At 64.2% G+C, this 21,043-nt stretch carries 19 protein-coding genes; 9 read left to right on the forward strand and 10 right to left on the reverse strand.

What is annotated here, in order from left to right; genetic code table 11:
- Positions 1–56: 56 nt before the first annotated feature.
- Together FJ414_RS06745 and FJ414_RS06750 are read left to right on the forward strand one after the other, a co-directional pair.
- Positions 57–287, forward strand: coding sequence for a DUF1289 domain-containing protein (locus FJ414_RS06745; protein ID WP_140642628.1), 231 nt, complete (start codon positions 57–59; stop codon positions 285–287).
- Between the two features lie 10 nt (positions 288–297).
- Entirely contained in the window at positions 298–1,002 is a 705-nt protein-coding gene (locus FJ414_RS06750; protein ID WP_140642630.1) for a TIGR02281 family clan AA aspartic protease, read from the forward strand.
- Between the two features lie 82 nt (positions 1,003–1,084).
- Here FJ414_RS06750 and dusA read toward each other — a convergent pair whose 3' ends face one another.
- Both dusA and FJ414_RS06760 read right to left on the reverse strand, forming a co-directional pair.
- A complete protein-coding gene (gene dusA / locus FJ414_RS06755; RefSeq protein WP_140642633.1) occupies positions 1,085–2,089 on the reverse strand; it encodes a tRNA dihydrouridine(20/20a) synthase DusA in 1,005 nt (334 codons plus the stop codon).
- A gap of 206 nt (positions 2,090–2,295) precedes the next feature.
- On the reverse strand, positions 2,296–2,598 hold the full coding sequence (locus FJ414_RS06760) for a DUF982 domain-containing protein (protein WP_073986813.1): 303 nt from the start codon (positions 2,596–2,598) through the stop codon (positions 2,296–2,298).
- A gap of 295 nt (positions 2,599–2,893) precedes the next feature.
- Here FJ414_RS06760 and FJ414_RS06765 point away from each other — a divergent pair, with 295 nt between their 5' ends.
- Positions 2,894–4,351 (forward strand): NCS1 family nucleobase:cation symporter-1, encoded by a 1,458-nt coding sequence (locus FJ414_RS06765; protein ID WP_140642636.1) that lies wholly within the window; start codon positions 2,894–2,896, stop codon positions 4,349–4,351.
- A 59-nt stretch (positions 4,352–4,410) separates the two neighbouring features.
- Here the strand turns inward: FJ414_RS06765 and FJ414_RS06770 are convergent, their stop codons facing one another.
- The 5 genes from FJ414_RS06770 to tpiA all read right to left on the reverse strand — a co-directional run bounded on the left by FJ414_RS06770 (position 4,411) and on the right by tpiA (position 9,596).
- Positions 4,411–4,956 (reverse strand): DUF1697 domain-containing protein, encoded by a 546-nt coding sequence (locus FJ414_RS06770; protein ID WP_140642641.1) that lies wholly within the window; start codon positions 4,954–4,956, stop codon positions 4,411–4,413.
- A gap of 23 nt (positions 4,957–4,979) precedes the next feature.
- Complete coding sequence (locus FJ414_RS06775; RefSeq protein ID WP_140642644.1) at positions 4,980–6,617, reverse strand: CTP synthase; 1,638 nt, start codon at positions 6,615–6,617, stop codon at positions 4,980–4,982.
- A 206-nt stretch (positions 6,618–6,823) separates the two neighbouring features.
- Complete coding sequence (locus FJ414_RS06780; protein ID WP_140642646.1) at positions 6,824–7,981, reverse strand: L,D-transpeptidase; 1,158 nt, start codon at positions 7,979–7,981, stop codon at positions 6,824–6,826.
- Between the two features lie 214 nt (positions 7,982–8,195).
- Complete coding sequence (gene secG, locus FJ414_RS06785) at positions 8,196–8,681, reverse strand: preprotein translocase subunit SecG (RefSeq protein WP_140642648.1); 486 nt, start codon at positions 8,679–8,681, stop codon at positions 8,196–8,198.
- 147 nt (positions 8,682–8,828) lie between these two features.
- Positions 8,829–9,596 (reverse strand): triose-phosphate isomerase, encoded by a 768-nt coding sequence (gene tpiA, locus FJ414_RS06790; protein WP_140642651.1) that lies wholly within the window; start codon positions 9,594–9,596, stop codon positions 8,829–8,831.
- Positions 9,597–9,739: 143 nt separating this feature from the next.
- Between tpiA and FJ414_RS06795 the strand changes: the two genes are divergently transcribed.
- From FJ414_RS06795 to glp, 5 genes are read left to right on the forward strand one after another with little or no spacing between them, the layout of a single operon-like run.
- Positions 9,740–11,635 (forward strand): peptidyl-prolyl cis-trans isomerase, encoded by a 1,896-nt coding sequence (locus FJ414_RS06795; RefSeq protein WP_140642653.1) that lies wholly within the window; start codon positions 9,740–9,742, stop codon positions 11,633–11,635.
- Positions 11,632–12,642: an anthranilate phosphoribosyltransferase gene (gene trpD, locus FJ414_RS06800; protein WP_140642655.1), complete on the forward strand. Its 1,011-nt coding sequence runs from the start codon at positions 11,632–11,634 to the stop codon at positions 12,640–12,642. Before FJ414_RS06795 ends, trpD begins: the two co-directional genes overlap by 4 nt.
- A gap of 4 nt (positions 12,643–12,646) precedes the next feature.
- A complete protein-coding gene (gene trpC / locus FJ414_RS06805) occupies positions 12,647–13,459 on the forward strand; it encodes an indole-3-glycerol phosphate synthase TrpC (RefSeq protein WP_140642657.1) in 813 nt (270 codons plus the stop codon).
- Position 13,460: 1 nt separating this feature from the next.
- A complete protein-coding gene (gene moaC / locus FJ414_RS06810; RefSeq protein WP_140642659.1) occupies positions 13,461–13,937 on the forward strand; it encodes a cyclic pyranopterin monophosphate synthase MoaC in 477 nt (158 codons plus the stop codon).
- Positions 13,937–15,142, forward strand: a complete 1,206-nt coding sequence (glp, locus tag FJ414_RS06815) for a gephyrin-like molybdotransferase Glp (RefSeq protein WP_140642662.1) — start codon at positions 13,937–13,939, stop codon at positions 15,140–15,142. Before moaC ends, glp begins: the two co-directional genes overlap by 1 nt.
- Before the next feature lie 63 nt (positions 15,143–15,205).
- Here glp and FJ414_RS06820 read toward each other — a convergent pair whose 3' ends face one another.
- Both FJ414_RS06820 and kynU read right to left on the reverse strand, forming a co-directional pair.
- The gene (locus FJ414_RS06820; RefSeq protein ID WP_140642664.1) at positions 15,206–16,036 is read right to left on the reverse strand and encodes an alpha/beta hydrolase; all 831 of its coding nucleotides are present in this window, start codon (positions 16,034–16,036) and stop codon (positions 15,206–15,208) included.
- 54 nt (positions 16,037–16,090) lie between these two features.
- Positions 16,091–17,338: a kynureninase gene (gene kynU / locus FJ414_RS06825; RefSeq protein ID WP_140642989.1), complete on the reverse strand. Its 1,248-nt coding sequence runs from the start codon at positions 17,336–17,338 to the stop codon at positions 16,091–16,093.
- Between the two features lie 449 nt (positions 17,339–17,787).
- Between kynU and lexA the strand changes: the two genes are divergently transcribed.
- Positions 17,788–18,522 carry a transcriptional repressor LexA gene (gene lexA / locus FJ414_RS06830; RefSeq protein WP_140642666.1) on the forward strand — a complete coding sequence of 245 codons (735 nt, stop codon included), beginning with the start codon at positions 17,788–17,790 and terminating at the stop codon, positions 18,520–18,522.
- Between the two features lie 40 nt (positions 18,523–18,562).
- On the opposite strand, the gene FJ414_RS06835 is transcribed toward lexA, so the two are convergent.
- Entirely contained in the window at positions 18,563–21,019 is a 2,457-nt protein-coding gene (locus tag FJ414_RS06835; protein WP_140642668.1) for a ComEC/Rec2 family competence protein, read from the reverse strand.
- Between the last annotated feature and the right edge of the window lie 24 nt (positions 21,020–21,043).

Genomic DNA, 21,043 nt, shown 5'->3' on the forward strand with positions numbered 1-21,043 from the left:
GAGGGCTTGCATTGCTCCGGCGGTTGCACCATGTGGAATAAAGGCAAGAGAACAGCATGTCCGCCATCGAATCCCCCTGCATCCTGGTCTGTTCGATCGATATGAAAACCGGCTTCTGCTTCGGTTGCGGCCGCACGCGCGACGAGATTTCCGGCTGGCTGACGATGACCCCCGAAACGCGCCGGGCGGTGATGTCCGAATTGCCGGCGCGGCTCGAAACGGTCGAGCGGCGGCCGCGTCGTGAAACCCGGCGCAGCCGCATGGCGCGCGAGCGCGGCGTCTTGTGAGAAGAAACCGATGAACCGGCTGTTCTGGATCGTCATGGCGGTGATCGGCGTCGGGCTGGTGCTGCTGATGCTCAACAATTCAGCCGGCCACACCTTCGGCATGGCCAACAACGATTTCGGCCGGCTGATCTGGGTCGGCGTGCTGGTCATGGTGATCGGCGCGAGCCTGCTCCGCTCCGGCCGGCCGATGGGCGACATGGCGCGCAATCTCGGCGTCTGGGCCGCGTTCGTGCTCGTGCTGATCGCCGGCTACCAGTATCGCTACGAACTGCAGGACGTCGCGAGCCGCGTGACCGCCGGCCTCGTCCCGGGCAGCCCGCTGGCGCTCGGCGTGGAGAACGGCCGCCCGACCGTCACGCTCGACAAGGCCGACAACGGTCATTTCGAGGCCCGCATCCTGGTCAACGGCACGCCGGTGCGCGCCGTGGTCGACACGGGTGCGACGAGCACGGTGCTGACGTCCGAAGATGCGCAAGCCGCGGGGTTCAACCCGGCGGCGCTCAGCTACAGCGTGGACGTCTCCACCGCCAACGGCATGGCGCGCGCGGCGACGGTCAAGACCGACGAGGTGGCGATCGGCGGCATCGTGCGCAAGGACATGTCGGTGATGGTCGCTGCGCCCGGCATGTTGGACCAAAGCCTGCTCGGCATGAACTTCATCGGTTCATTGTCGGGCTTCGACGTGCGCGGCGACCGCATGATCCTGCGGGACTAATGCATGTCGCCCAGAAGGGCGTAGCGGTTCTGGGACCACGACATGCATAAGAAAATGACTTAAAACGCGACGCAACCGAAGGTCAGGCTGCCTCGGCTTCCGCCGCCGCGAAATCGATTGCGGAAAACGCGGTCTTCAACACCTCCGCCCCGGCGCCAGGCCTGTTCGCATCCGTCGACAGGATTTGCCGGAAGCGGCGCGCGCCAGGCAAGCCGTGGAACAGTCCGACCATGTGGCGCGTAATGTGGCCAAGCCGCCCGCCTCGCTCGATATGGCGCGCAGCGTAGTCGGCCATGGCGTCGATCAGCGCCGCGTAGTCGGAGGTGGTTGCCGCCTCGCCGTAGAAGGCGGCATCGACGCCGGCAAGGATGCCGGGCGTGTGATAGGCCGCGCGGCCGAGCATCGCGCCGTCGACATGCCCGAGATGAGCCGACGCCTCGGCGAGCGATTGAATGCCGCCATTGATGCCGATGAATTCGTCCGGCTTTCTGGCCTTCAGCCGGTAGACGCGCGGATAGTCGAGCGGTGGAATTTCCCGGTTCTCCTTGGGGCTCAGCCCCTCCAGCCAGGCCTTGCGGGCATGCACCCAGAGCGCGTCGGCGCCGGCGGCGAGAACGCTGTCGGCAAGCATATCGAGAGCAGGCTCCGGGTCTTGCTCGTCGACGCCGATGCGGCATTTGACCGTGACGGGGATTTTCACCGAAGCCTTCATCGCCGCGACGCATTCGGCGACCAGAACCGGCGTCTTCATCAGGCAGGCGCCGAACGTGCCCGACTGGACGCGGTCGGACGGGCAGCCGACATTGAGGTTGACCTCGTCATAGCCGAAGGCCTCGCCGATCCGCGCCGCCTCGGCGAGTTTTGCCGGATCCGATCCGCCAACCTGCAGGGCAACCGGATGCTCAGCGTCATCGAAGCCGAGCAGCCGCTCGCGAGCGCCATGGATGACGGCATCGGCCACAACCATCTCGGTGTAGAGCAGAGCCCGGCGCGTCAACTGGCGGTGGAAGAACCGGCAATGCCGATCCGTCCAGTCCATCATCGGGGCTATGGCAAGCCGCACCTTTTTGTAATCGCTCTTTTCCATCACGTCCGGCGGATTCTCTGATCCTCGATCAACGAGGCATCGCGCTCACATAAGCGATTTCGCGACGATTTCCTACCGGGTGCCCCAGAACTGCGCGGAACGGACAAAGGGGAAGACATCTCGGCCGTGTCGGGACCGATGCAAAACGACAAACTACCCGCGCCGAGTAGGCGCGGCGTTCTCTATTTGCCAAATACCGGCTTAGCCTACCGCCTCAAGGCGTAGACATTGTCCATCGACGCACCACCCAGCGGCAGCGCCATGTCGTCGTCTAGCAGCCGCGTGATGCGGGCAAAGCCGACAAAGGCTTTGCGCGCTTCCTCGGCCGACATCTTGCCCGACACAGCCGCCGCGCAGCAATTCAGGGCGCATTGATAAACCGGGCCGCGTCTGCCCGTTGGCCACTTCCGCAGGAACACCATCGCCTCGGAGACGCTATCGACTTCCTCCACAGGGTATCCCTGCCCACGCGCAATTCGCACTGGGGTAAAGAAATGCAAGCGATCCATAGTTTTCCTCCCGGTCGGCCGCAGAGCAGCCGAACTTCATTAAACGCACGTCTTATGGATCGGTTCCAAACAAATTTGGTTGCTGTCGGAAAAAATTCGGAACCGGCTAGCCTGCGCGAACCGCTTGGCGACTCAGCTCGGTTCAAGTCCGAAGCCGTCGGATAACGGCGATTCTCATTGAATATCTTTAAGGCGAAAGCCGGCAAATGGGTTGCTTGCCGGTTCCCCAGCGTCAGGCTTAACCTCTACAGCCAAACGCGTGACGGCGCGTTTTGCAACAAGGGGAACACTTGCAATGACCATTCAAGGCGCATCGCCTGACCTCTACAACGAGGATCTGGCTCCGGCAACGGTCAGGAACTGGGGACCGTTTTCGATCTTCAACGTCTGGACCTCGGACGTCCACAGCCTCTGGGGCTACTACCTGGCGGCCAGCCTGTTTCTGTTCTGCGGCGGCTTCGTCAACTTCATCATCGCCATCGGCATCGGCTCGCTGATCATCTACGCGCTGATGAACATGGTCGGCTATGCCGGCGTGAAGACCGGCGTGCCCTACCCCGTGCTTGCCCGCGCCTCCTTCGGCATCTGGGGCGCCAACATCCCGGCTCTGGTGCGCGCGATCGTCGCCTGCTTCTGGTACGGCGCCCAGACGGCCGCGGCTTCGGGCGCCATCGTGGCGCTGCTGACGCGCCTGCAATGGTTCGACGAGTTCAACAAGAGCTCGCACTTTCTGGGCCATTCGACCCTGGAGGTGATCTGCTTCGTCATCATCTGGGCGCTGCAGTTGCTGATCATCCAGAAGGGCATGGAAACCGTCCGCCGCTTCCAGGACTGGGCCGGCCCGGCCGTGTGGATCATGATGCTGATCCTGGCCATCTATCTTTGCGTCAAGTCGGGCACTTTCGCCTTCACCAGCGACATCCCGATGGATGTGCTGCTGGACAAGACCAAGGACGCCGGCGTTCCGGGCGAGCCCGGTTCCTGGACCGCGCTGTTCGCGGTGGCGGCGATCTGGGTGACCTATTTTTCGGCGCTCTACCTCAACTTCTGCGATTTCGCCCGCTATGCGCCGGACAAGGCGGCGCTGCGCAAGGGCAACATCTGGGGCCTGCCGGTCAACCTCATCCTGTTCTCGCTGGTGGCCGGCGTCACGACGATCGCCGCTTATGACGTCTACCATGAGGTGCTGCTCCATCCCGACCAGATCTCGGCCAAGTTCGACAGCTGGTTCCTGGCCGCTCTCGCCGCGTTGACCTTCGCGGTGGCGACGCTGGGCATCAACGTCGTGGCGAATTTCGTCTCGCCGGCGTTCGACTTCTCCAACGTCTTCCCGCGCCAGATCGACTTCAAGAAGGGCGGCTACATCGCGGCGCTGATCGCCCTGGTGCTCTATCCCTTCGCGCCATGGGAAGGCAGTGCCGCTTCCTTCGTCAACGTCATCGGCGCGACGATGGGACCGATCTTCGGCGTGATGATGGTCGACTACTACCTGATCCGCAAAAGCGAGGTCGACGTCGATGCGCTCTATCGCGAGGACGGCGAGTTCCGTTTCCAGAGCGGCTGGCATGTCAACGCCTTCATCGCCGCCGGCATCGGCGCCATCTTCTCCTCGATCCTGCCCAACTTCACCAACTGGCTGCCGTCCTGGTGGGGCGTTTATGGCTGGTTCTTCGGCGTGGCGATCGCGGGCGCCGTCTACTACGTGCTGCGCACCATGGCGCTCGGAGCAGGTGCGAAGGTGGCGAAGGCTTGAAAATGAGGCAGTAGGCAGTAGGGCTTAGGCAATAAAGACACTCTCCTACTGCCTACTGCCTACTGCCTACTGCCTACCATCTCCGCCAAGCGCCGCACCGTGTTCCAGTTGCGCGACGTGCCGATGCCCATGCGCTTGTGGCTTGCTGCCGCGAGCAGGCGCGAGCTCGGTCTTTCGCGGGAAAAGACCACCCAGATATCGCCGTCGACCAAAAGCACCTTCTCGTCCTCGGCAGCGTAGGCCTGGAGCGCCGCGGCGGCCTCGACGGGCGCCGGCCTGCGCATGACGCGCACCGCCACCTGGTCGGCGGCGTCCGCGGAATCGTCCGGGAATGGATTGCCGGCCGCGAGCTTCAACCAATCCTCCGCGCCGCGCACGATAATATCGACATGGCGGCCGAAAGTCTCTTCGAAGGCCTTTTCCAGCCGATGCTCGAGATCCGAAATTTTGGCCTTCCGCGCCTCGAAGACCAGATTGCCCGTCGCCACCAGCGTTCGGACGTTCTTCAGGCCGATCCTTTCGGCCATCGCCTTGAGGTCCGACATGACGACCCGCCGTCCCTCGCCGAGGATGATGCTGTAGAGCAGCGCGACGTAAGTCTGCATGGCACGGTGCGCCAGCCGATCGCTCAGACCAGCCGCGACTGATCCACCGCGGCCGAGATGAAGCTCGCGAACAGCGGATGCGGGTCGAGCGGGCGGCTCTTCAGCTCGGGGTGATACTGCACGCCGATGAACCAGGGATGGTCAGGATATTCGACCGTCTCCGGCAGCACGCCGTCGGGCGACATGCCCGCAAACACCAGACCGCAATCCTCGAGCCGCTGCTTGTAGTCGATGTTGACCTCGTAGCGGTGCCGGTGACGCTCGGAAATCTGCGTGTCGCCGTAGATATCCGCTATTTTCGAGCCCTTGGCGAGTTCGGCCTGATAAGCGCCAAGCCGCATCGTGCCACCGAGATCGCCTGTGACCCTGCGCTTCTCAAGCATATTGCCCTTCAGCCACTCGGTCATGAGGCCGACGACGGGCTCGTCGGTCGGGCCGAACTCGGTCGACGATGCATGGTCGACACCCGCCAGCGAGCGGGCCGCCTCGATGCAAGCCATCTGCATGCCGAAGCAGATGCCGAAGTAAGGCACCTTGCGTTCGCGCGCGAACTTTGCCGCCAGGATCTTGCCTTCCGAACCGCGCTCGCCGAAGCCGCCGGGAACAAGGATGCCGTGCACCTTCTCCAGCCACGGCGCCGGATCTTCCTTCTCGAAGATCTCGCTTTCGATCCAGTCGAGCTTGACCTTGACGCGATTGGCGAGGCCGCCATGCGACAGCGCCTCGATCAGCGATTTATAGGCGTCCTTGAGGCCGGTATATTTGCCGACGATGGCGATCGTCACCTCACCTTCCGGATTGTGGATGTGGTTGGAAAGCTTTTGCCACGGCTCCATGCGCGGCTTCGGCGCCGGGTCGATGCCGAAGGCCGCCAGCACTTCCGAATCGAGGCCTTCCTGGTGATAGGCCAGAGGCACGTCGTAGATATGCGGCACGTCCAGCGCCTGGATGACGGCGCTTTCGCGCACGTTGCAGAACAGCGAAAGTTTCCGGCGCTCTTCCTTCGGGATCGGCCGGTCGGCGCGCACCAGAAGGATGTCCGGCGCGATACCGATGCCGCGCAGTTCCTTGACCGAATGCTGCGTCGGCTTGGTCTTCAATTCGCCGGCGGTCGGGATGTAGGGCATCAGCGTCAGATGCACATAGACCGCATTGTTGCGCGGCAGGTCGTTGCCGAGCTGGCGAATCGCTTCCAGGAACGGCATCGCCTCGATATCGCCGACCGTGCCGCCGATCTCGCACAGCACGAAGTCGTAGTCGTCATTGCCGTCCAGCACGAAATGCTTGATCTCGTCGGTGACGTGCGGGATCACCTGGACAGTCGCGCCGAGATAATCGCCGCGCCGCTCGCGCTCGATTATGTTCTTGTAGATGCGGCCGGTGGTGATGTTGTCCTGCTGGTTCGCCGAGCGCCCGGTGAAGCGCTCGTAATGGCCGAGATCGAGGTCGGTCTCGGCGCCGTCATCGGTCACGAACACTTCGCCATGCTGGTACGGCGACATCGTCCCGGGGTCGACATTGAGGTAGGGATCGAGCTTTTTGATCCGCGCGCGATAGCCTCGCGCCTGCAGAAGAGCCCCAAGAGCTGCTGCGGCGATGCCTTTTCCGAGTGAGGAAACCACGCCGCCTGTGATGAATACATATCGCGCCATGGGAGTCATCGCTTAACGCGGCCTGATTGATTCCGCCAGAGAAAAAACCGCCGCGAAGGCTTTTTCCCTAATGGCGCGGGTGCTCGCAAAGAGCCTTTCCCGAAGCATGTCGCCCAAACGCATGGAACGGTTTGAGGGAACGACATGCTTCAAGGCAAAGATTCAAAACAAAAGGGCCGGCGTCGCCGGCCCTTTGGGCAGTTTGATGGAAATCGTTAGATGATAACGACCTTGGTGCCGATCCTGACGCGGCTGTAGAGGTCCATGACGTGCTCGTTGATCATGCGGAAGCAGCCGTTCGAGGCGCTGGTTCCGATCGACTGCGGCGCGATCGTGCCATGGATGCGCAGATGCGTGTCCTTCTTGCCGTCATAGAGGTAGATGGCGCGCGCGCCGAGCGGGTTCTGGCCGCCGCCGTTCATGCCGTCCTTGTACTGGCCGTAATGCTTCGGCTCGCGCTTCTGCATGTCGAGCGTTGGGATCCAGCGCGGCCATTCCTGCTTGTCGCCGACAGCCACGGTGCCCTTGAACTGCAGGCCTTCGCGACCGACCGCGATGGCATAGCGCCGCGCCGTCGAAAAGCTCTCGACGAGGTAAAGGCGACGAGCAGTGGTATCGATGACGATGGTGCCCGGCTCATAACCCGAGAACGCAACGTCCTGCGGCACGAATTCCGGCTTCACCTTGAAGGGTCGCTTGGCGTCCTTCTTGGCCAGCGCCGAATCGAGCGCACGGGTCTCGGGCAGGTAGCTGATCGAAGTCGATTGTACGCCGCCGCCGAAGAGGCCGTCGAACAGACCGCCGCTGCTCGCCTGTTTCTGGCCGGGCTGCTCACTGCGCAGTTCACCGTTGTTGCCGGTGGCGGCGATGTTCATGGCCTCAGCCGGGATAGGCTCCTCGGCCTTGGCCGGGATGATCGGCGCGACTGGCTCCAGCAGCGAGATGATCTTGGTGGTCTTCTTGGCCGGCTTGGCGTCGGCGACTTCAGCCGGCGCGGCCGTACCCTTCTTGGCAAGCCATTCCTGGCGCGCCGCGTCAGCCTTGGCCTTGGCGGCCTCGCGCATTGCCATCTTGCGAGCCTCGAGCGCCTTGTCCTTTGCCGCCTGCTTGTCGGCGGCGATCTTGGCCTCGAGCTTGCCGATCTGCGCGAGATCGTCAGAGGTCGGATTTTTCTTCTTCTTGAGAAGCTTCAACTGCGATGCGTCGCTCTTGAGAAGCTTCAACTGCGATGCGTCGCTCTTGGCGGCGACAGGAATTGCGTCGGTCTTCTCTACCGACGGTGAAGAGACCATGTTTGCCGGTCCGGCGATGGCCGCGGAACCCATGCCGAGGACGGCACAGACTCCCAAAATGATGAAGCTGCGAAGCTGCATGGCGAAGATCCGATCGTTCAAATGCAAGTTGCCCACGGCGTCGCCCGGCGCCCCCCAAGGACGCCGAAAAGTGCCGCGCGCAATCTATAATCGATTAGCCGTCATCGCCTCAAGCTGAGGCAGGCGCTACGCCCGATTGAATCTTCGTGATCGGACGCGCATTTGCCGCGACTGTGTTCAAAGAACAACAGATCGCGGCCCGGAGCTTGTCCGGCTACTGGTTCGGAACCTGAGGGGTGACCGGCAAGGTGACGCCGTTGGCCGCCGGCGCGGTGGTCGGATTCGCGGGCGCCGGAGCAGGCGTTGTGGCCGGAGCCGGCGCGGTGGTGCCATTGGCAAGCGGCGTGGTGGTCGTCGCACCGCCAGCCGGAGCCGCGGGTTGCGAGCTGCCCACCGGTCCATTCGATCCCGGCAGCTGGTTGAGCACGCCGTTGCCCGAGGTCGACGTTGCCGGACGGTCGAGGATGTCGATCGGCTTTTCGCCGTAGCGGGCAATGATCGACAGCGCCAGCGACGTCACGAAGAAGGCCGCCGCCAGGATGGCGGTGGCGCGGGTCAACGCGTTGGCGGCGCCCCGCGCGGTCATGAAACCGGAACCGCCGCCGATGCCCAGGCCGCCGCCTTCGGAGCGCTGCAGCAGCACCACGCCGACAAGGGCAAGCACGACCATGAGGTGGACGACGATCAGTACGGTTTCCATAATTTATCCTGGCGAGGCCTTGCGCGACCGCGCATACGACCGATGATTTGGAGGCGGCTCCTTACAATGCTTTGGCGGCATTTCCAAGCCCGTGGCCGGGAATATGGGAAGCAATGCGGCCATTACAACGATTTATGCTGCATGAGCCTAAGCCATGTTCATGTATGCTTCCGCGATAGCCAGGAAGTCGGCCGCCTTCAGGCTGGCGCCGCCGACCAGCGCGCCATCGACATTCTCGACGCCAAGCAGTTCCACCGCGTTGGAAGGCTTGACCGAGCCGCCATAAAGAATGCGCATCCTGGCCGCGGCATCGCCGAGCAGCGCCGTCAGCTTGCCCCGGATATGCGCATGCGCGTCGGCGACGTCGGCGGCGGTCGGCGTCAGGCCGGTGCCGATGGCCCAGACCGGCTCGTAGGCGAGGATGGTGTTGGCGGGGGTGGCGCTCGCCGGCACGGAACCGTCAAGCTGGCGCGACAGGACATCGAGCGTGGCGTCCGCCTCCCGCTCGGCGCGCGTCTCGCCGATGCAGATGATGGCCACCAGTCCTGCCCGCCAGGCCGCCGATGCCTTGGCATGGACCATTGCATCGTCGTCGCCGAACAACTCGCGGCGCTCGGAATGGCCGACGATGACGTGGCTCGCGCCGGCATCCTTGAGCATCTCGGCCGAAATCTCGCCCGTAAAGGCGCCGCTCTCCTTGGGATGGCAATCCTCTCCACCGGCCCGGACCGGCGTCCGCGACAGGATCTCGGCGGCGCGCTGGAGCAGCGTCGCCGGCACGCACACCAGCGCTTCCGTCTCCGCGTCGAGCCCGCTCATGAACCCGTTGCCGATCGACCGCAGCTCGTTGAGCGAGGCGCTGGTGCCGTTCATTTTCCAGTTGCCGGCGACAAGCGGGCGGATTCCAGGGGTCATGGGGCGCGTTCTCCGAGCGACATTAAGCAGCGCCCTCACTACCAAAATCAGGTCACAAAGCAATCGACAGTGGACCGGAAGGGCGCTATTGCGCTTGTTTCAGACTCGGCGCATGCGAAAATGCGCAAAAATCGGAAGTATGCATGCTTGGTATATTGAGAAGCGCGGCGGGCACCTGGGTCGCGAAGGCGTTGCTGTCCTTGCTGGTGATCAGTTTCGCCGCCTGGGGCATCACCACCCGCATGGTGGGCGGTGTGCTGGGCGGTCATCACGCGGTCATCACGGCCGGTGGCACGGAGGTCTCGATCAACGAGTACCGCCTCGCTTACGACCGCCAGCTCAGCCTACTGTCGCAGCAATATGGCCAGCGCATCACCCACGACCAGGCCAAGCTGCTCGGTGTCGACAACCAGGTGCTGGCGCAGCTCGTTTCGGGCGCCGTGCTCGACGAACAGGCGCGCAAGCTGGGGCTCGGCCTCTCCAAGGATCGGCTTGCCGAACTGACGCGCGAGGATCCGGCTTTCAAAGGCCCCGGCGGCCAGTTCGATCGCCGTACCTTCGAGTATCTGCTGCGCGAGCTTGGCATGCGGCCTGAGGACTACCTCAGGAACCGCTCGCAGGTGGCCGTGCGCCAGCAGATCGTCGAGGCGATCTCCGACGGCCTCAAGGTTCCGCAGACCTTCCTGAAGGCGGTCTCTCTCTATCGCGGCGAGGATCGCACGATCGACTATCTCGTGCTGCCGAAGACGCTCGTGCAGCCGATCGAGGCGCCGTCGGACAGCGCCCTCAACGCCTATTTCGACGCCAACAAGAAGAACTACGCCGCGCCGGAATATCGCAAATTCTCCTATGTCAGGTTGGAGCCGCAGGACATAGCCGATTCGTCCGCGGTGACCGACCAGCAGGTCAGCGAGGACTACAACAAGAATATCGCGCGCTACACGACGCCCGAGATGCGCACCATCGAGCAGCTGGTGTTCAAGACGCCAGATGCGGCCAAGGCCGCTTTGGATTCGCTGAAGGCTGGCGCTACCTTCGACAAGCTCGTCACCGCCGAAGGCAAGACGCAGGCCGACACGCTGCTCGGCACGCTGGCCAAGGACAAGATCGCCGACAAGGCGGTGGCCGATGCGGCTTTCTCGCTCAATGCCAACGAGGTCAGCCAGGTCATCCAGGGCGCCTTCGGTCCCGTGCTCTTGCGCGTGACCGAGATCAAGCCGCAGGTGGTGAAGCCGCTTTCGGAAGTGTCCGACCAGATCCGCAAGGACCTGGCGCTCGGCGAAGCGAACCGCATCCTGCTCGATGTGCATGACAGCTACGAGGACACCCGCGCCTCGGGCGCCTCGCTTGCCCAGGCCGCCGACAAACTGAAGCTCAAGGTCGTCACCATCGACGCCATCGACCGTACCGGCCAGCGGCCGGACGGCACGATCGTCAACGACCTGCCGCAATCGGCCGAGCTGATCAAATCGGTGTTCGCGGCGGAGCCCAATACCGAGAACGAGGGCCTGACGACTGCCGACAACGGTTTCGTCTTCTACGAAGTGCAGTCGATCACGCCGGCGCGCGACCGCACGCTGGATGAAGTCCGCAAGAAGGTCGTCGCCGACTGGACGGAGGCCGAGACCGACAAGCGGCTCGACGCTAGGGCTCAGGAGCTGGAAAAACGCCTCAAGGCAGGCACCACGCTCGACGTCATCGCCGGCGAGCTCAAGCTCGACAAGCAGACCAAGCGCGGCCTGAAGCGCGAAGCCGACGATGCCGATTTCGGCAAGGAAGGCGCCGCGGCCATGTTCGGCGTCGGCGAAGGCGGTACCGGTTTGATCGCTTCGCCCACCGGCGACGGCCAGATCCTGTTCAAAGTCGCCGAGGTCTTCGAGCCGGCAGGCGCCGATGGCAGCGCGGTGCCGGACGACGCGCAGAAATCCTTCGGCGCCGGCATGTCCGACGATCTGCTCGACCAGTTGGTGGCGCAGTTGCAGTCGCAATATGACGTTCGCATCGATCCGAACGCCGTTTCGCAAGCACAGACACGATGAGCGCTCTGAAGACACACATAGCCAAGGTCGCCACGGGCACCGCGCTTTCCTTCGAGGAAGCGCGCGAGGCATTCGACATCATCATGTCGGGCGACGCGACGCCGGGCCAGATCGGCGGCTTCCTGATGGCGCTGCGCGTGCGCGGCGAGACGGTAGGCGAGATTTCCGGCGCGGTCGCCACGATGCGCGCCAAGATGCTGCGTGTCGAGGCGCCGCAAGGCGCCATCGACATCGTCGGCACCGGCGGCGACAATTCGCATTCGGTCAACATCTCGACCGCTTCGGCCTTCGTCATTGCCGCCGCCGGGGTGCCGGTCGCCAAGCATGGCAATCGCGGCCTGTCCTCGCTGACCGGCTCCGCCGACGTGCTGACGGCGCTGGGCGTCAGAATAGACATCCCGCCGGAGATGATCGGCCGCTGCATCCATGAGACCGGCGTCGGCTTCATGTTCGCGCCGGCGCATCATCCGGCGATGAAGCATGTCGGGCCGACCCGCGTCGAACTCGGCACGCGCACCATCTTCAACCTGCTCGGGCCTTTGTCGAATCCCGCCGGCGTCAGCCGCCAGATGGTCGGCGTCTTCCTGCCGGAGTGGATCATGCCGGTGGCCGAGACGTTGAAGGCGCTGGGCGCCGACCATGCCTGGGTCGTCCATGGCGACGGCTATGACGAGATCACCACGACGGGTGAAACCCAGGTGGCGGAGCTTGTCGGCGGCGAGATCCGCAGCTTCACCCTGACGCCGGAAGCCGTCGGACTGAAGCGGCACACCAAGGAAGAGCTGCGCGGCGGCGACGCCGCCTACAACTCCAAGGAACTGCGCGATATGCTGGGCGGCGCCGCTGGCGCCTATCGCGATACGGTGCTGATGAATGCCGGCGCCGGGCTGGTCGTGGCCGGCAAGGCGACGACGCTTGCCGACGGCATCGCTGCGGCGGCGCAAGCGATCGACAGCGGCCGCGCGCTTGGCGTGCTGGACAAGCTCGTCGAGATTTCGAACGGATAAGGCCTTGTCGGACATCCTGCGCAAGATCGAAGCCTACAAGCGCGACGAGATCGCGGCAGCCAAGCTCGCCATGCCGCTCGCCGAGATCAAGGCGAAGGCCAGGGACGCCGAGCCGCCGCGCGGCTTCCTTGCTGCGCTCGAGGCCAAGCGCCGGGGCGGCGGCTTCGCGTTGATTGCCGAAATCAAGAAGGCCAGCCCCTCCAAGGGGCTGATCCGCGCCGATTTCGACCCGCCAGCCTTGGCCAAGGCCTATCAGAAAGGTGGCGCGACCTGCCTTTCGGTGCTGACCGACGCGCCATCCTTCCAGGGCGCGCCGGAATTTCTCACCAAAGCGCGTAAGGCGGTGTCCCTGCCCGCATTGCGTAAGGATTTCCTATTCGACCCTTACCAGGTCCACGAAGCACGAGCCTGGGGCGCAGACGCCATCCTGATCATCATGGCAAGCGTGGACGATGCTCTGGCGAGCGAATTGGAAGCTATCGCCTTCGAACTCGGGATGGACGCGCTGATCGAGGTGCATGACGAGGCCGAAACGGAGCGCGCGCTAAAATTGTCGTCGCGACTGATCGGTATCAACAACCGCAATCTGCGGACCTTCGAGACCAGCCTTGAGACTTCCGAGCGGCTGGCGAAAATGGTGCCGGGCGGCTACTTGCTGGTCAGCGAGAGCGGCATCTTCACCCACGACGACTGCCTCAGGATGCAGAAGACCGGCATCAGCACCTTCCTGGTCGGCGAGAGCCTGATGCGGCAGGCGAACGTGGCCGCGGCGACCGAGCTTCTGCTGACAGGCAAGGCAGCGGCCGAGGCCATCTGAGATGGCCCTCACCCATCTTGGCGCCAAGGGCGAAGCCAATATGGTCGATGTCGGCGGCAAGGCCGAGACGACCCGCACGGCGATCGCCGAAGGTTTCGTCTCGATGCGGCCGGAAACGCTGGAGATGATTCTCGCCGGCGATGCCAAGAAAGGCGATGTGCTGGGCACAGCCCGCATCGCCGGTATCATGGCCGCGAAGAAGACGCATGAGTTGATCCCGCTCTGCCATCCGCTGCTTCTGACAAAAGTTGCCGTCGAGATCGAGCCGGACCGCACGCTGCCTGGCCTCAGGGTCACCGCGCTTGCCCGCGTCACCGGCAAGACCGGCGTGGAGATGGAGGCGCTGACCGCGGCGTCGATCGCCTGCCTCACCATCTACGACATGGCCAAGGCGGCGGACCGCGGCATGGTGATTTCCGGCATCCGGCTGGTCGAGAAGACAGGCGGCAAGTCCGGCGACTACAAGGTGGATGCCTGATGGCCTTGGTTCCGGTCGCCGAAGCGCTCGAACGCCTGCTGGACGGTGCTGCGCCATTACCCGGCGAAAGCATTCCGCTCGCCGAAGCGGCTGGGCGGGTCCTGGCGGAGCCGGTCGTGGCGCTACGCACGCAGCCGCCGTTCAACGCCTCGGCCATGGACGGCTACGCCGCAAGATCCGCCGATGTCGCTTCAACGCCGGCTGAACTCGAGGTCATAGGCATGGCGCCCGCCGGGCGCGGTTTTTCCGGAACCGTCCGCAAAGGCCAGGCCGTGCGCATCTTTACCGGTGCGCCGCTGCCTGAAGGCGCCGACACCATTGTCATCCAGGAAAACGTCCGCGACCTTGGCAACCGCCAGATCGAAGTGACGGAGCCGACCGCCGAAGGACGCAATGTCCGTCGCCGCGGGCTCGACTTCGGCCAGGGCGACGTGCTGCTCGAAAAAGGCCGCGCGCTCGACGCGGCGGCCCTTTCGCTGGCGGCGTCGGCCAACCACCCCGCCTTGAACGTCGTGCGGCGGCCGCTGGTTGCGATCATCGCCACCGGCGACGAATTGCTGCCGCCAGGCAGCGCGCTCGGCCCCGACCAGATCATTTCGTCCAACGCCTATGGCGTCGTCGCCGCCGCCCAGTCGGTCGGCGCGCGCGCGCTCGATCTCGGCATCGCCGCCGACCGCCAGGAGGCGATCGCCGCGCTGGTCAGGAAAGCGGTCGAGGCGAACGCCGACGTCATCGTCACGCTCGGCGGCGCCTCGGTCGGCGACCACGACCTGATCCATGACGTGCTGACCGGCGAAGGCATGAAGCTCGACTTCTGGAAGATCGCCATGCGCCCCGGCAAACCGCTGATGTTTGGCCGGCTTGGCAATGTCCGTTGCATCGGCCTGCCCGGCAATCCGGTGGCAAGCATCGTCTGCTCGCAACTCTTCCTGAAGCCGCTGCTTGCCAGGCTCGGCGGCCGCGATCACCGGCAGGACGTGCGAACGGCCCGGCTGGGCGCCGCGATGCAGGCCAACGATTTCAGGCAGGACTACGTGCGCGCCGTTGTGCGCGAGGACGCCGGCACCCTGGTCGCGATGCCTTTCGGCATCCAGGACTCCTCGATGCTGCGCATGCTTGCCGACGCCAACGGCCTGATCGTGCGCCAGCCCTTCGCGCCCGCCGCGCAGGCCGGCGCCGAGTGCAACGTGCTGATGCTGCGCTGAGCCGGTCTATCCCGCCGTTTTAACGCAATTCTCGACCGAAACCGTTCACACCGCCGAATTGCTCTATTCGGCGATCAGTGCCCGAGTGAGGGGATGATCCGGATCTCCGAGCCCATCGACAACGTTGAAATGATGCCGGTCCGGCTCGACCACTGAACCGGTGGCAGCGCCGAGCCCGGTCCAGATGTTGGCAAGCAATGTACTCTGGCGCAGGAATTCCGAACGCTCGCCGCCGCCGACCCAACAGGTGATGCGGGCTCCCCGCCGAGGCCGCAGCAAAGCCGGGCTTTCGCTCAACGCTTCCTTCTCGTCGATGTTCAGGGTCTCGTTCAGTGCGGTGAACATCAGCGGCCGAAGGTCGTGCAGGCCTGAAATCGAAACGACCTGGCGTATGCGCCGCGTCACATCGGACGACAGCGGCGAGGCCGCGGTCACCATCCGGCTGGCGAGATGCCCGCCGGCCGAGTGCCCGGTCAGCACCAGCGGACCATCGACCATCGCCGCCGCCTTCTCGATCGCTGCCGCAACCTCGTTGACGATGCCGCTGATCCTGGTTTGCGGGCAAAGCGTGTAAGAGGGCATGGCGACGGCAAAACCGTGGCCGACCGCACCTCCAGCCAGATGCGACCAGGAGGTCTTGTCTGATTCCATCCAGTAACCGCCATGGATGAACACGACGAGCCCCTTTGGCGCAGCAGGTGGCAGGAACAGATCGAACCGGTTGCGCGGCGCTTCGCCGTACACGATATCGAACCGCGCCCTGCCTTGCGCCAGCAGCTTTTCCCGAAAGGCCCGCGCCGGTTGATCCCAAGCCGCGGGCCAGCGGTCGCCGCCGGCGATGTTCGCGCCGTTGGCATAGGCGTTGTCCCAGTCGGCAATACGGTGTCCGAGCAACGGCCCCTCCACGATCAGCTCAATGTCGAGTGGTTTTGATTGGCATCGCCACGGTCAGGTAACTGTTGTCTTGACCGCGAAGCGGGCTTCTCGCCAGACGCCGGTCCGCAAGATGTCTTCGAGCACTTCGACGGCATTCCACACATCCCTGTAGCCGACATAGAGTGGGGTAAAACCGAAGCGCATGGTCGACGGCGCCCGAAAATCACCGATCACGCCGCGTTCGATCAGGGCCCGCATGATCTGGTAGCCATGCTGGTGAATGAAGGAAATCTGGCTGCCGCGTTTGGCGCTGTCGCGGGTGCTTTCCAGCGTAAGATCGTAACCGCCGCACCGTACCTCGACGAGTTCGATGAACAGATCGGCCAGCGCGATGCTCTTCCTCCGCACCGTCGCCAGGTCAACGCCGTTCCAGATGTCGAGCGCGCCTTTCAGCGTCCGCATCGATAGGACCGGCTGCGTTCCGCACAGAAATCGGCGGATGCCGGTGCCTGGCGCATAGGCTTGCTCGAAGGCGAACGGCCGTGCATGGCTCCACCACCCGCTGAGCGGCTGCCGCACATCGGCAAGATGCCGCTCGGCCGCATAGATAAAGGCAGGAGAACCCGGCCCGCCATTGAGATATTTATAGGTGCAGCCGACGGCGAAATCGGCGCTTGCCCTGTCAAGTTCAACCGGCATGGCGCCCGCGCTGTGGCAGAGATCCCATACGATCAGCGCACCGGCGTCATGCGCCATGCGCGTAAGCGCCGCCATGTCGCGCAACTCGCCGGATTTGTAATTGACGTGGTTGACCAACACCACCGCCACGCGTTCGTCGATCAGTTCCTCGATGGTCGGCGCGTCCACGCCAGCCAGGCGCAGGACAGTGTTCTTTCCGGTCGAGGCCACCCCTTCGGCCATATAGATATCGGTCGGAAAACTGTCGCCCTCGGCAACGATCACGGTTCGGTCCGGCCGCATCGCCATCGCCGCGTGCAGCACTTTGTAGATGTTGATCGACGTGGTGTCGCAGACCACGGTCTGGCCCGGCGCCGCGCCGATCAGGCGCCCGAGCTGGTCGCCCAGCTCGACCGGCATGTCGAACCATCCGTCCTTGTTCCAGGCACGAATGAGGTCATGCGCCCACTCCTCGGCAGCTGCCTTGCGCAACTCGTCGAATGCGGCGTGCGAGGCCGCTCCCAACGAATTCCCGTCGAGGTAGATCACCCCCTCCGGCAGGACGAAGCGATCGCGCAGGGCGCGCAGCGGATCCGCTGCATCCATCGCCTCGACCTCGGCGAGATCAGGAATTCCCCCCATCATGCTGCCGCCTCCATTTCGGCATGGCGCTTCTCACGGTTGGCCAAGGGTGGTTGTCTCACCACCGTCCGTGCCACGGCAAGAACCTTCTGCGCTATGTTAGCTGGTCCATAGACGGCGAAGACCATGGATCGGAATCATTGCCGAAGTTGGCATTTTGGGTCCGTTTCGTTCACGGTGAAGCACGTTCGCGCAAGAGCCGAAGCGATCCCGCCCGCGCCTTTGTGATGGTGTTGGACCGCGCTTCAGCTTAAGGAGGGCCGCATAATCGAGCGGAATCAATGACACCGCTGACCTGACTCGGCCAGATATCCCTTGGATGCAACATTGTTTCCGAAGCCTCAACAAATTCACTAAACTTTAAACGGTTGCGGAACACAACTGGAACAGATAGTGTTTGTTCTGGGTTTGTTTTTCTGATTCCGGTTTCAGAACCCAAGGGGGCCGCCATGCTGACGCGCAAACAACATGAACTGCTGATGTTCATCCATGAACGCCTCAAGGAGAGCGGGATTCCACCGTCTTTCGACGAGATGAAGGAAGCGCTCGACCTCGCCTCCAAATCGGGCATCCATCGGCTGATCACGGCGCTGGAAGAACGCGGCTTCATTCGCCGGCTGCCGAACCGGGCGCGCGCGCTTGAAGTGCTGCGGCTGCCCGACTCGATCGCGCCTGGCCTGAATGCCGCGAGAAAGTTTTCGCCGAGCGTCATCCAGGGCGGCCAGGGCAATCTCGGCCGTCAGGTCAAGCCGGCGGCGCCCTCGCGCACGCCGACACCCAGCAATGACGACGACGCTGTTTCGGCCGTGTCCATTCCGGTGATGGGCCGCATCGCCGCCGGCGTGCCGATAGACGCCATCCAGCACCAGACGCATTCGATCTCGGTGCCGCCGGACATGATCATGGGCGGCGAGCATTATGCGCTTGAGGTCAAGGGCGACTCGATGATCGAGGCCGGTATCTTCGACGGCGATACCGTCATAATCCGCAACGCCAATACGGCAAGTCCCGGCGAGATCGTGGTGGCGCTGGTCGACGACGAGGAAGCGACCCTGAAGCGGTTTCGTCGCAAGGGTGCCTCGATCGCGCTCGAGGCCGCCAACCCGGCGTACGAGACCCGGATCTTCGGACCGGACCGGGTCAAGGTTCAGGGTAAGCTCGTCGGACTAATCCGCCGTTACTGAGCAGAACCGCGCGGCGGTCTTCGCCGGAACTGCGTGCCATCTATTCTGTAGGCTGCGGCGCGACCGCCGGCTTTTCCGGTCGTTGATAGGGCGGCAGCCCCCTCGCCTCACGCGCGTATTTCCGCTGCTCGTGCCAGGGCCGGTACGGTTCTTCGACCGCGTAGCGAACGGTTGGCCGGGCGGTTGCCGATTGCGGATCGAAGAAGATGGCGGCGCTGCCGTCGCGTGCCAGCTGCCGCTTGGTGACGACAAGCACGCGCGGATCGCGGCATGGGTTGTAGGCCGTGGCGTCGTCGATGACGATGAGGTCGGCGAAACCGCAAGCAGGCCGGGCGCTGGCGCGATTCTCGGCGAGCGCGACGATGGCGCCGGAAGGATGCCGGCCGATGCAGAGGTCGCCAGTGCAATAGAAGGGCGAGCCGGGCGGCAGGTCGACGGGATCGGCGATGTCGAGGGCGTCTTTAGCGAACGTCTCCGGCGGTACGATCTCCTCGGCTTTCAGCGCCCGTTTCCAGTTGTCGATGGTGAAGTCGTTGGAGCGCGCGCGGTTGATGGCAAGCTCGCCGCCGCCGATCGGCATCGCCACCAGATGCGCATCCTCCGAGACAAGCACATCCGGGGCGCGGACATGCGGAATGGCCAGCAGCGCGGCGAGCGCGAAGGGTACGGCGGCAAGCCTCAGCCAGGTGGTGGCCATCGTCGCGATGACCAGCGCGACCGTCGCCAGCAGCACCGACTGGATCGAGATCAGCCCGACGGCGTCTACCGGTGAGCGCTCGGAAATCCATGCAGAAATGGCGATCATCGCCGTCAGGCCTTTACCCATGACAAAGAGGAAGGGACCGTCCAAGCCGAAGGGCATGGCCAGCGCGCTCAACACGGCGAACGGCATGACGATCAGTGAGACGATCGGCATGACCGCCAGATTTGCCAGCAGGCTGAGCGGCGACACCCGCTGGAAGTGCCAGATCGCAAACAACAATGTCGCGCTGCCCGCGATAAGCGACGTCACGGCGGCACCACCCACTCCAATCGCCAGTTTTCGCGATAGGAAGCCGAGGAACGAACGCTTTGCCGGCGGCGCGGTCGTTTTGCCGGCGCGATAGTCGGCAAAACCGGCATAGGCGCCGACCAGGGCGGCGGTGGCGGCGAAGGACATCTGGAAGCTCGGGCCGACCACTTCGTGCGGCGAGACAAGGATAACGGCGATGGCCGAGATCGCCAGGTTGCGCATGGTGAGCGCCGCGCGGTCGAAGAGCACGGCGGCGAGCATTACGGCCAGCATGATGAAGCTTCGCTCGGCCGCCACCACGATGCCGGAGATCACGAGGTAGGCGGCGATCGAGAGCAGCGCGATTGCGGCGGCATATTTCTTTACCGGCCGGCGCGACGAGAAATCCGGAAACAGCGCGAAGGCGCCGCGCAAAAGGACCATGATCGTGCCGGCGACCAGCGCCATATGCAGGCCTGAGATCGAGATGATGTGGTAGATGCCGGTTCGCCGCATCGACTCGTTGATCGCCTCCGGAATGCCGGCACGAACGCCGACGATCAGCGCCGCTGCGATCTCGCCTTCGGACCCGCCGATGGCGCTCCTGATGTGATCGGCGATTCCTTCGCGCGCGTTTTCCACTGCCGATGCGATGCGCGCGCCAAACGGCGCCTCCACCGGCGCAATCAGCTTTGGATCACCCAGGAAAAAGCCGCTGCCGCCAATGCCGGCAAAATAGCTGTCGAAGGAAAAGTCGTAGCTGTCCGGCCGAACCGGACCGGTCGGCGGCAGCAGCTTGGCATAGCCGGTCAGCATCGACCCGGCTGTCATGCCGGACGGGATCCTGCGGGCCGACAACCTGACGCGGTCCGGCGCATAGCGCAGCTTCGGACGTTCCGTGGAAATCAAGTCGATGGTCAGCCGGACACGGCCATTGGCCATCGCCTCGGCGGTGACGAGGCGGCCCGTCAGCCGTGTCTGGATTTCCGAACCCAGCATCGGGGTTGCCATCCGCCAGGTCTCGACCTTGGCCGCGAGAAAGCCCAAGGCGCAGAAAAACGCCGCCATGAAGACAAGGTGCGTTCTGTGCCGGGAATGCGAGACCGCCGCGCAGACCGCCATCAGGGCCACTGCCGCAAGCGGCCTGTAGAGATCCGGCTCAGCGCTCAGCGAGAAGTAATAGATGACGCCGGCGGCCAAAAACACCGGCACCAGCAGGAAGCCGATGCCGCGGTCGAGCTCAGTGGCGGCAGCGGTGCCGATGCTTCGGCGCAGTGCGGGAAGCGAGGCGCGGCCAAGCTGTTTGCGGATTCGGCCGACGCTCGCCGTTGGCGAGACCGGCTGTATTGCACCGTCACCGGGTGGCATAAACTCGGTAGGTGCCCGCGGCTCCGGAAGCGAAACCGGCGCTCCCTCTTCGGGCGCGGCATGGGCAAACATCAGGCGTTCGCTGACGCCAGCTGTCGTTCCCCCGCCCTCCTCCGCGCCCCGGCCACGTCCAGCCATCGGGTCTGCCCCTTGCGCCCCAGA

It is taken from the genome of Mesorhizobium sp. B3-1-6, from assembly GCF_006439555.1.
Taxonomy (GTDB): domain Bacteria; phylum Pseudomonadota; class Alphaproteobacteria; order Rhizobiales; family Rhizobiaceae; genus Mesorhizobium.

Bases quoted from the DNA above. Each gene is read 5' to 3' on its own strand.
- FJ414_RS06835 (WP_140642668.1), bottom strand. From the start codon at position 21,019: ATGGCTGGACGTGGCCGGGGCGCGGAGGAGGGCGGGGGAACGACAGCT.
- FJ414_RS06765 (WP_140642636.1), top strand. From the start codon at position 2,894: ATGACCATTCAAGGCGCATCGCCTGACCTCTACAACGAGGATCTGGCT.
- FJ414_RS06760 (WP_073986813.1), bottom strand. From the start codon at position 2,598: ATGGATCGCTTGCATTTCTTTACCCCAGTGCGAATTGCGCGTGGGCAG.
- tpiA (WP_140642651.1), bottom strand. From the start codon at position 9,596: ATGACCCCTGGAATCCGCCCGCTTGTCGCCGGCAACTGGAAAATGAAC.
- kynU (WP_140642989.1), bottom strand. From the start codon at position 17,338: ATGGGGGGAATTCCTGATCTCGCCGAGGTCGAGGCGATGGATGCAGCG.
- dusA (WP_140642633.1), bottom strand. From the start codon at position 2,089: ATGGAAAAGAGCGATTACAAAAAGGTGCGGCTTGCCATAGCCCCGATG.
- trpD (WP_140642655.1), top strand. From the start codon at position 11,632: ATGAGCGCTCTGAAGACACACATAGCCAAGGTCGCCACGGGCACCGCG.
- glp (WP_140642662.1), top strand. From the start codon at position 13,937: ATGGCCTTGGTTCCGGTCGCCGAAGCGCTCGAACGCCTGCTGGACGGT.
- FJ414_RS06750 (WP_140642630.1), top strand. From the start codon at position 298: ATGAACCGGCTGTTCTGGATCGTCATGGCGGTGATCGGCGTCGGGCTG.
- FJ414_RS06775 (WP_140642644.1), bottom strand. From the start codon at position 6,617: ATGACTCCCATGGCGCGATATGTATTCATCACAGGCGGCGTGGTTTCC.
- FJ414_RS06795 (WP_140642653.1), top strand. From the start codon at position 9,740: ATGCTTGGTATATTGAGAAGCGCGGCGGGCACCTGGGTCGCGAAGGCG.
- lexA (WP_140642666.1), top strand. From the start codon at position 17,788: ATGCTGACGCGCAAACAACATGAACTGCTGATGTTCATCCATGAACGC.
- secG (WP_140642648.1), bottom strand. From the start codon at position 8,681: ATGGAAACCGTACTGATCGTCGTCCACCTCATGGTCGTGCTTGCCCTT.
- FJ414_RS06780 (WP_140642646.1), bottom strand. From the start codon at position 7,981: ATGCAGCTTCGCAGCTTCATCATTTTGGGAGTCTGTGCCGTCCTCGGC.
- FJ414_RS06770 (WP_140642641.1), bottom strand. From the start codon at position 4,956: ATGCAGACTTACGTCGCGCTGCTCTACAGCATCATCCTCGGCGAGGGA.
- FJ414_RS06745 (WP_140642628.1), top strand. From the start codon at position 57: ATGTCCGCCATCGAATCCCCCTGCATCCTGGTCTGTTCGATCGATATG.
- moaC (WP_140642659.1), top strand. From the start codon at position 13,461: ATGGCCCTCACCCATCTTGGCGCCAAGGGCGAAGCCAATATGGTCGAT.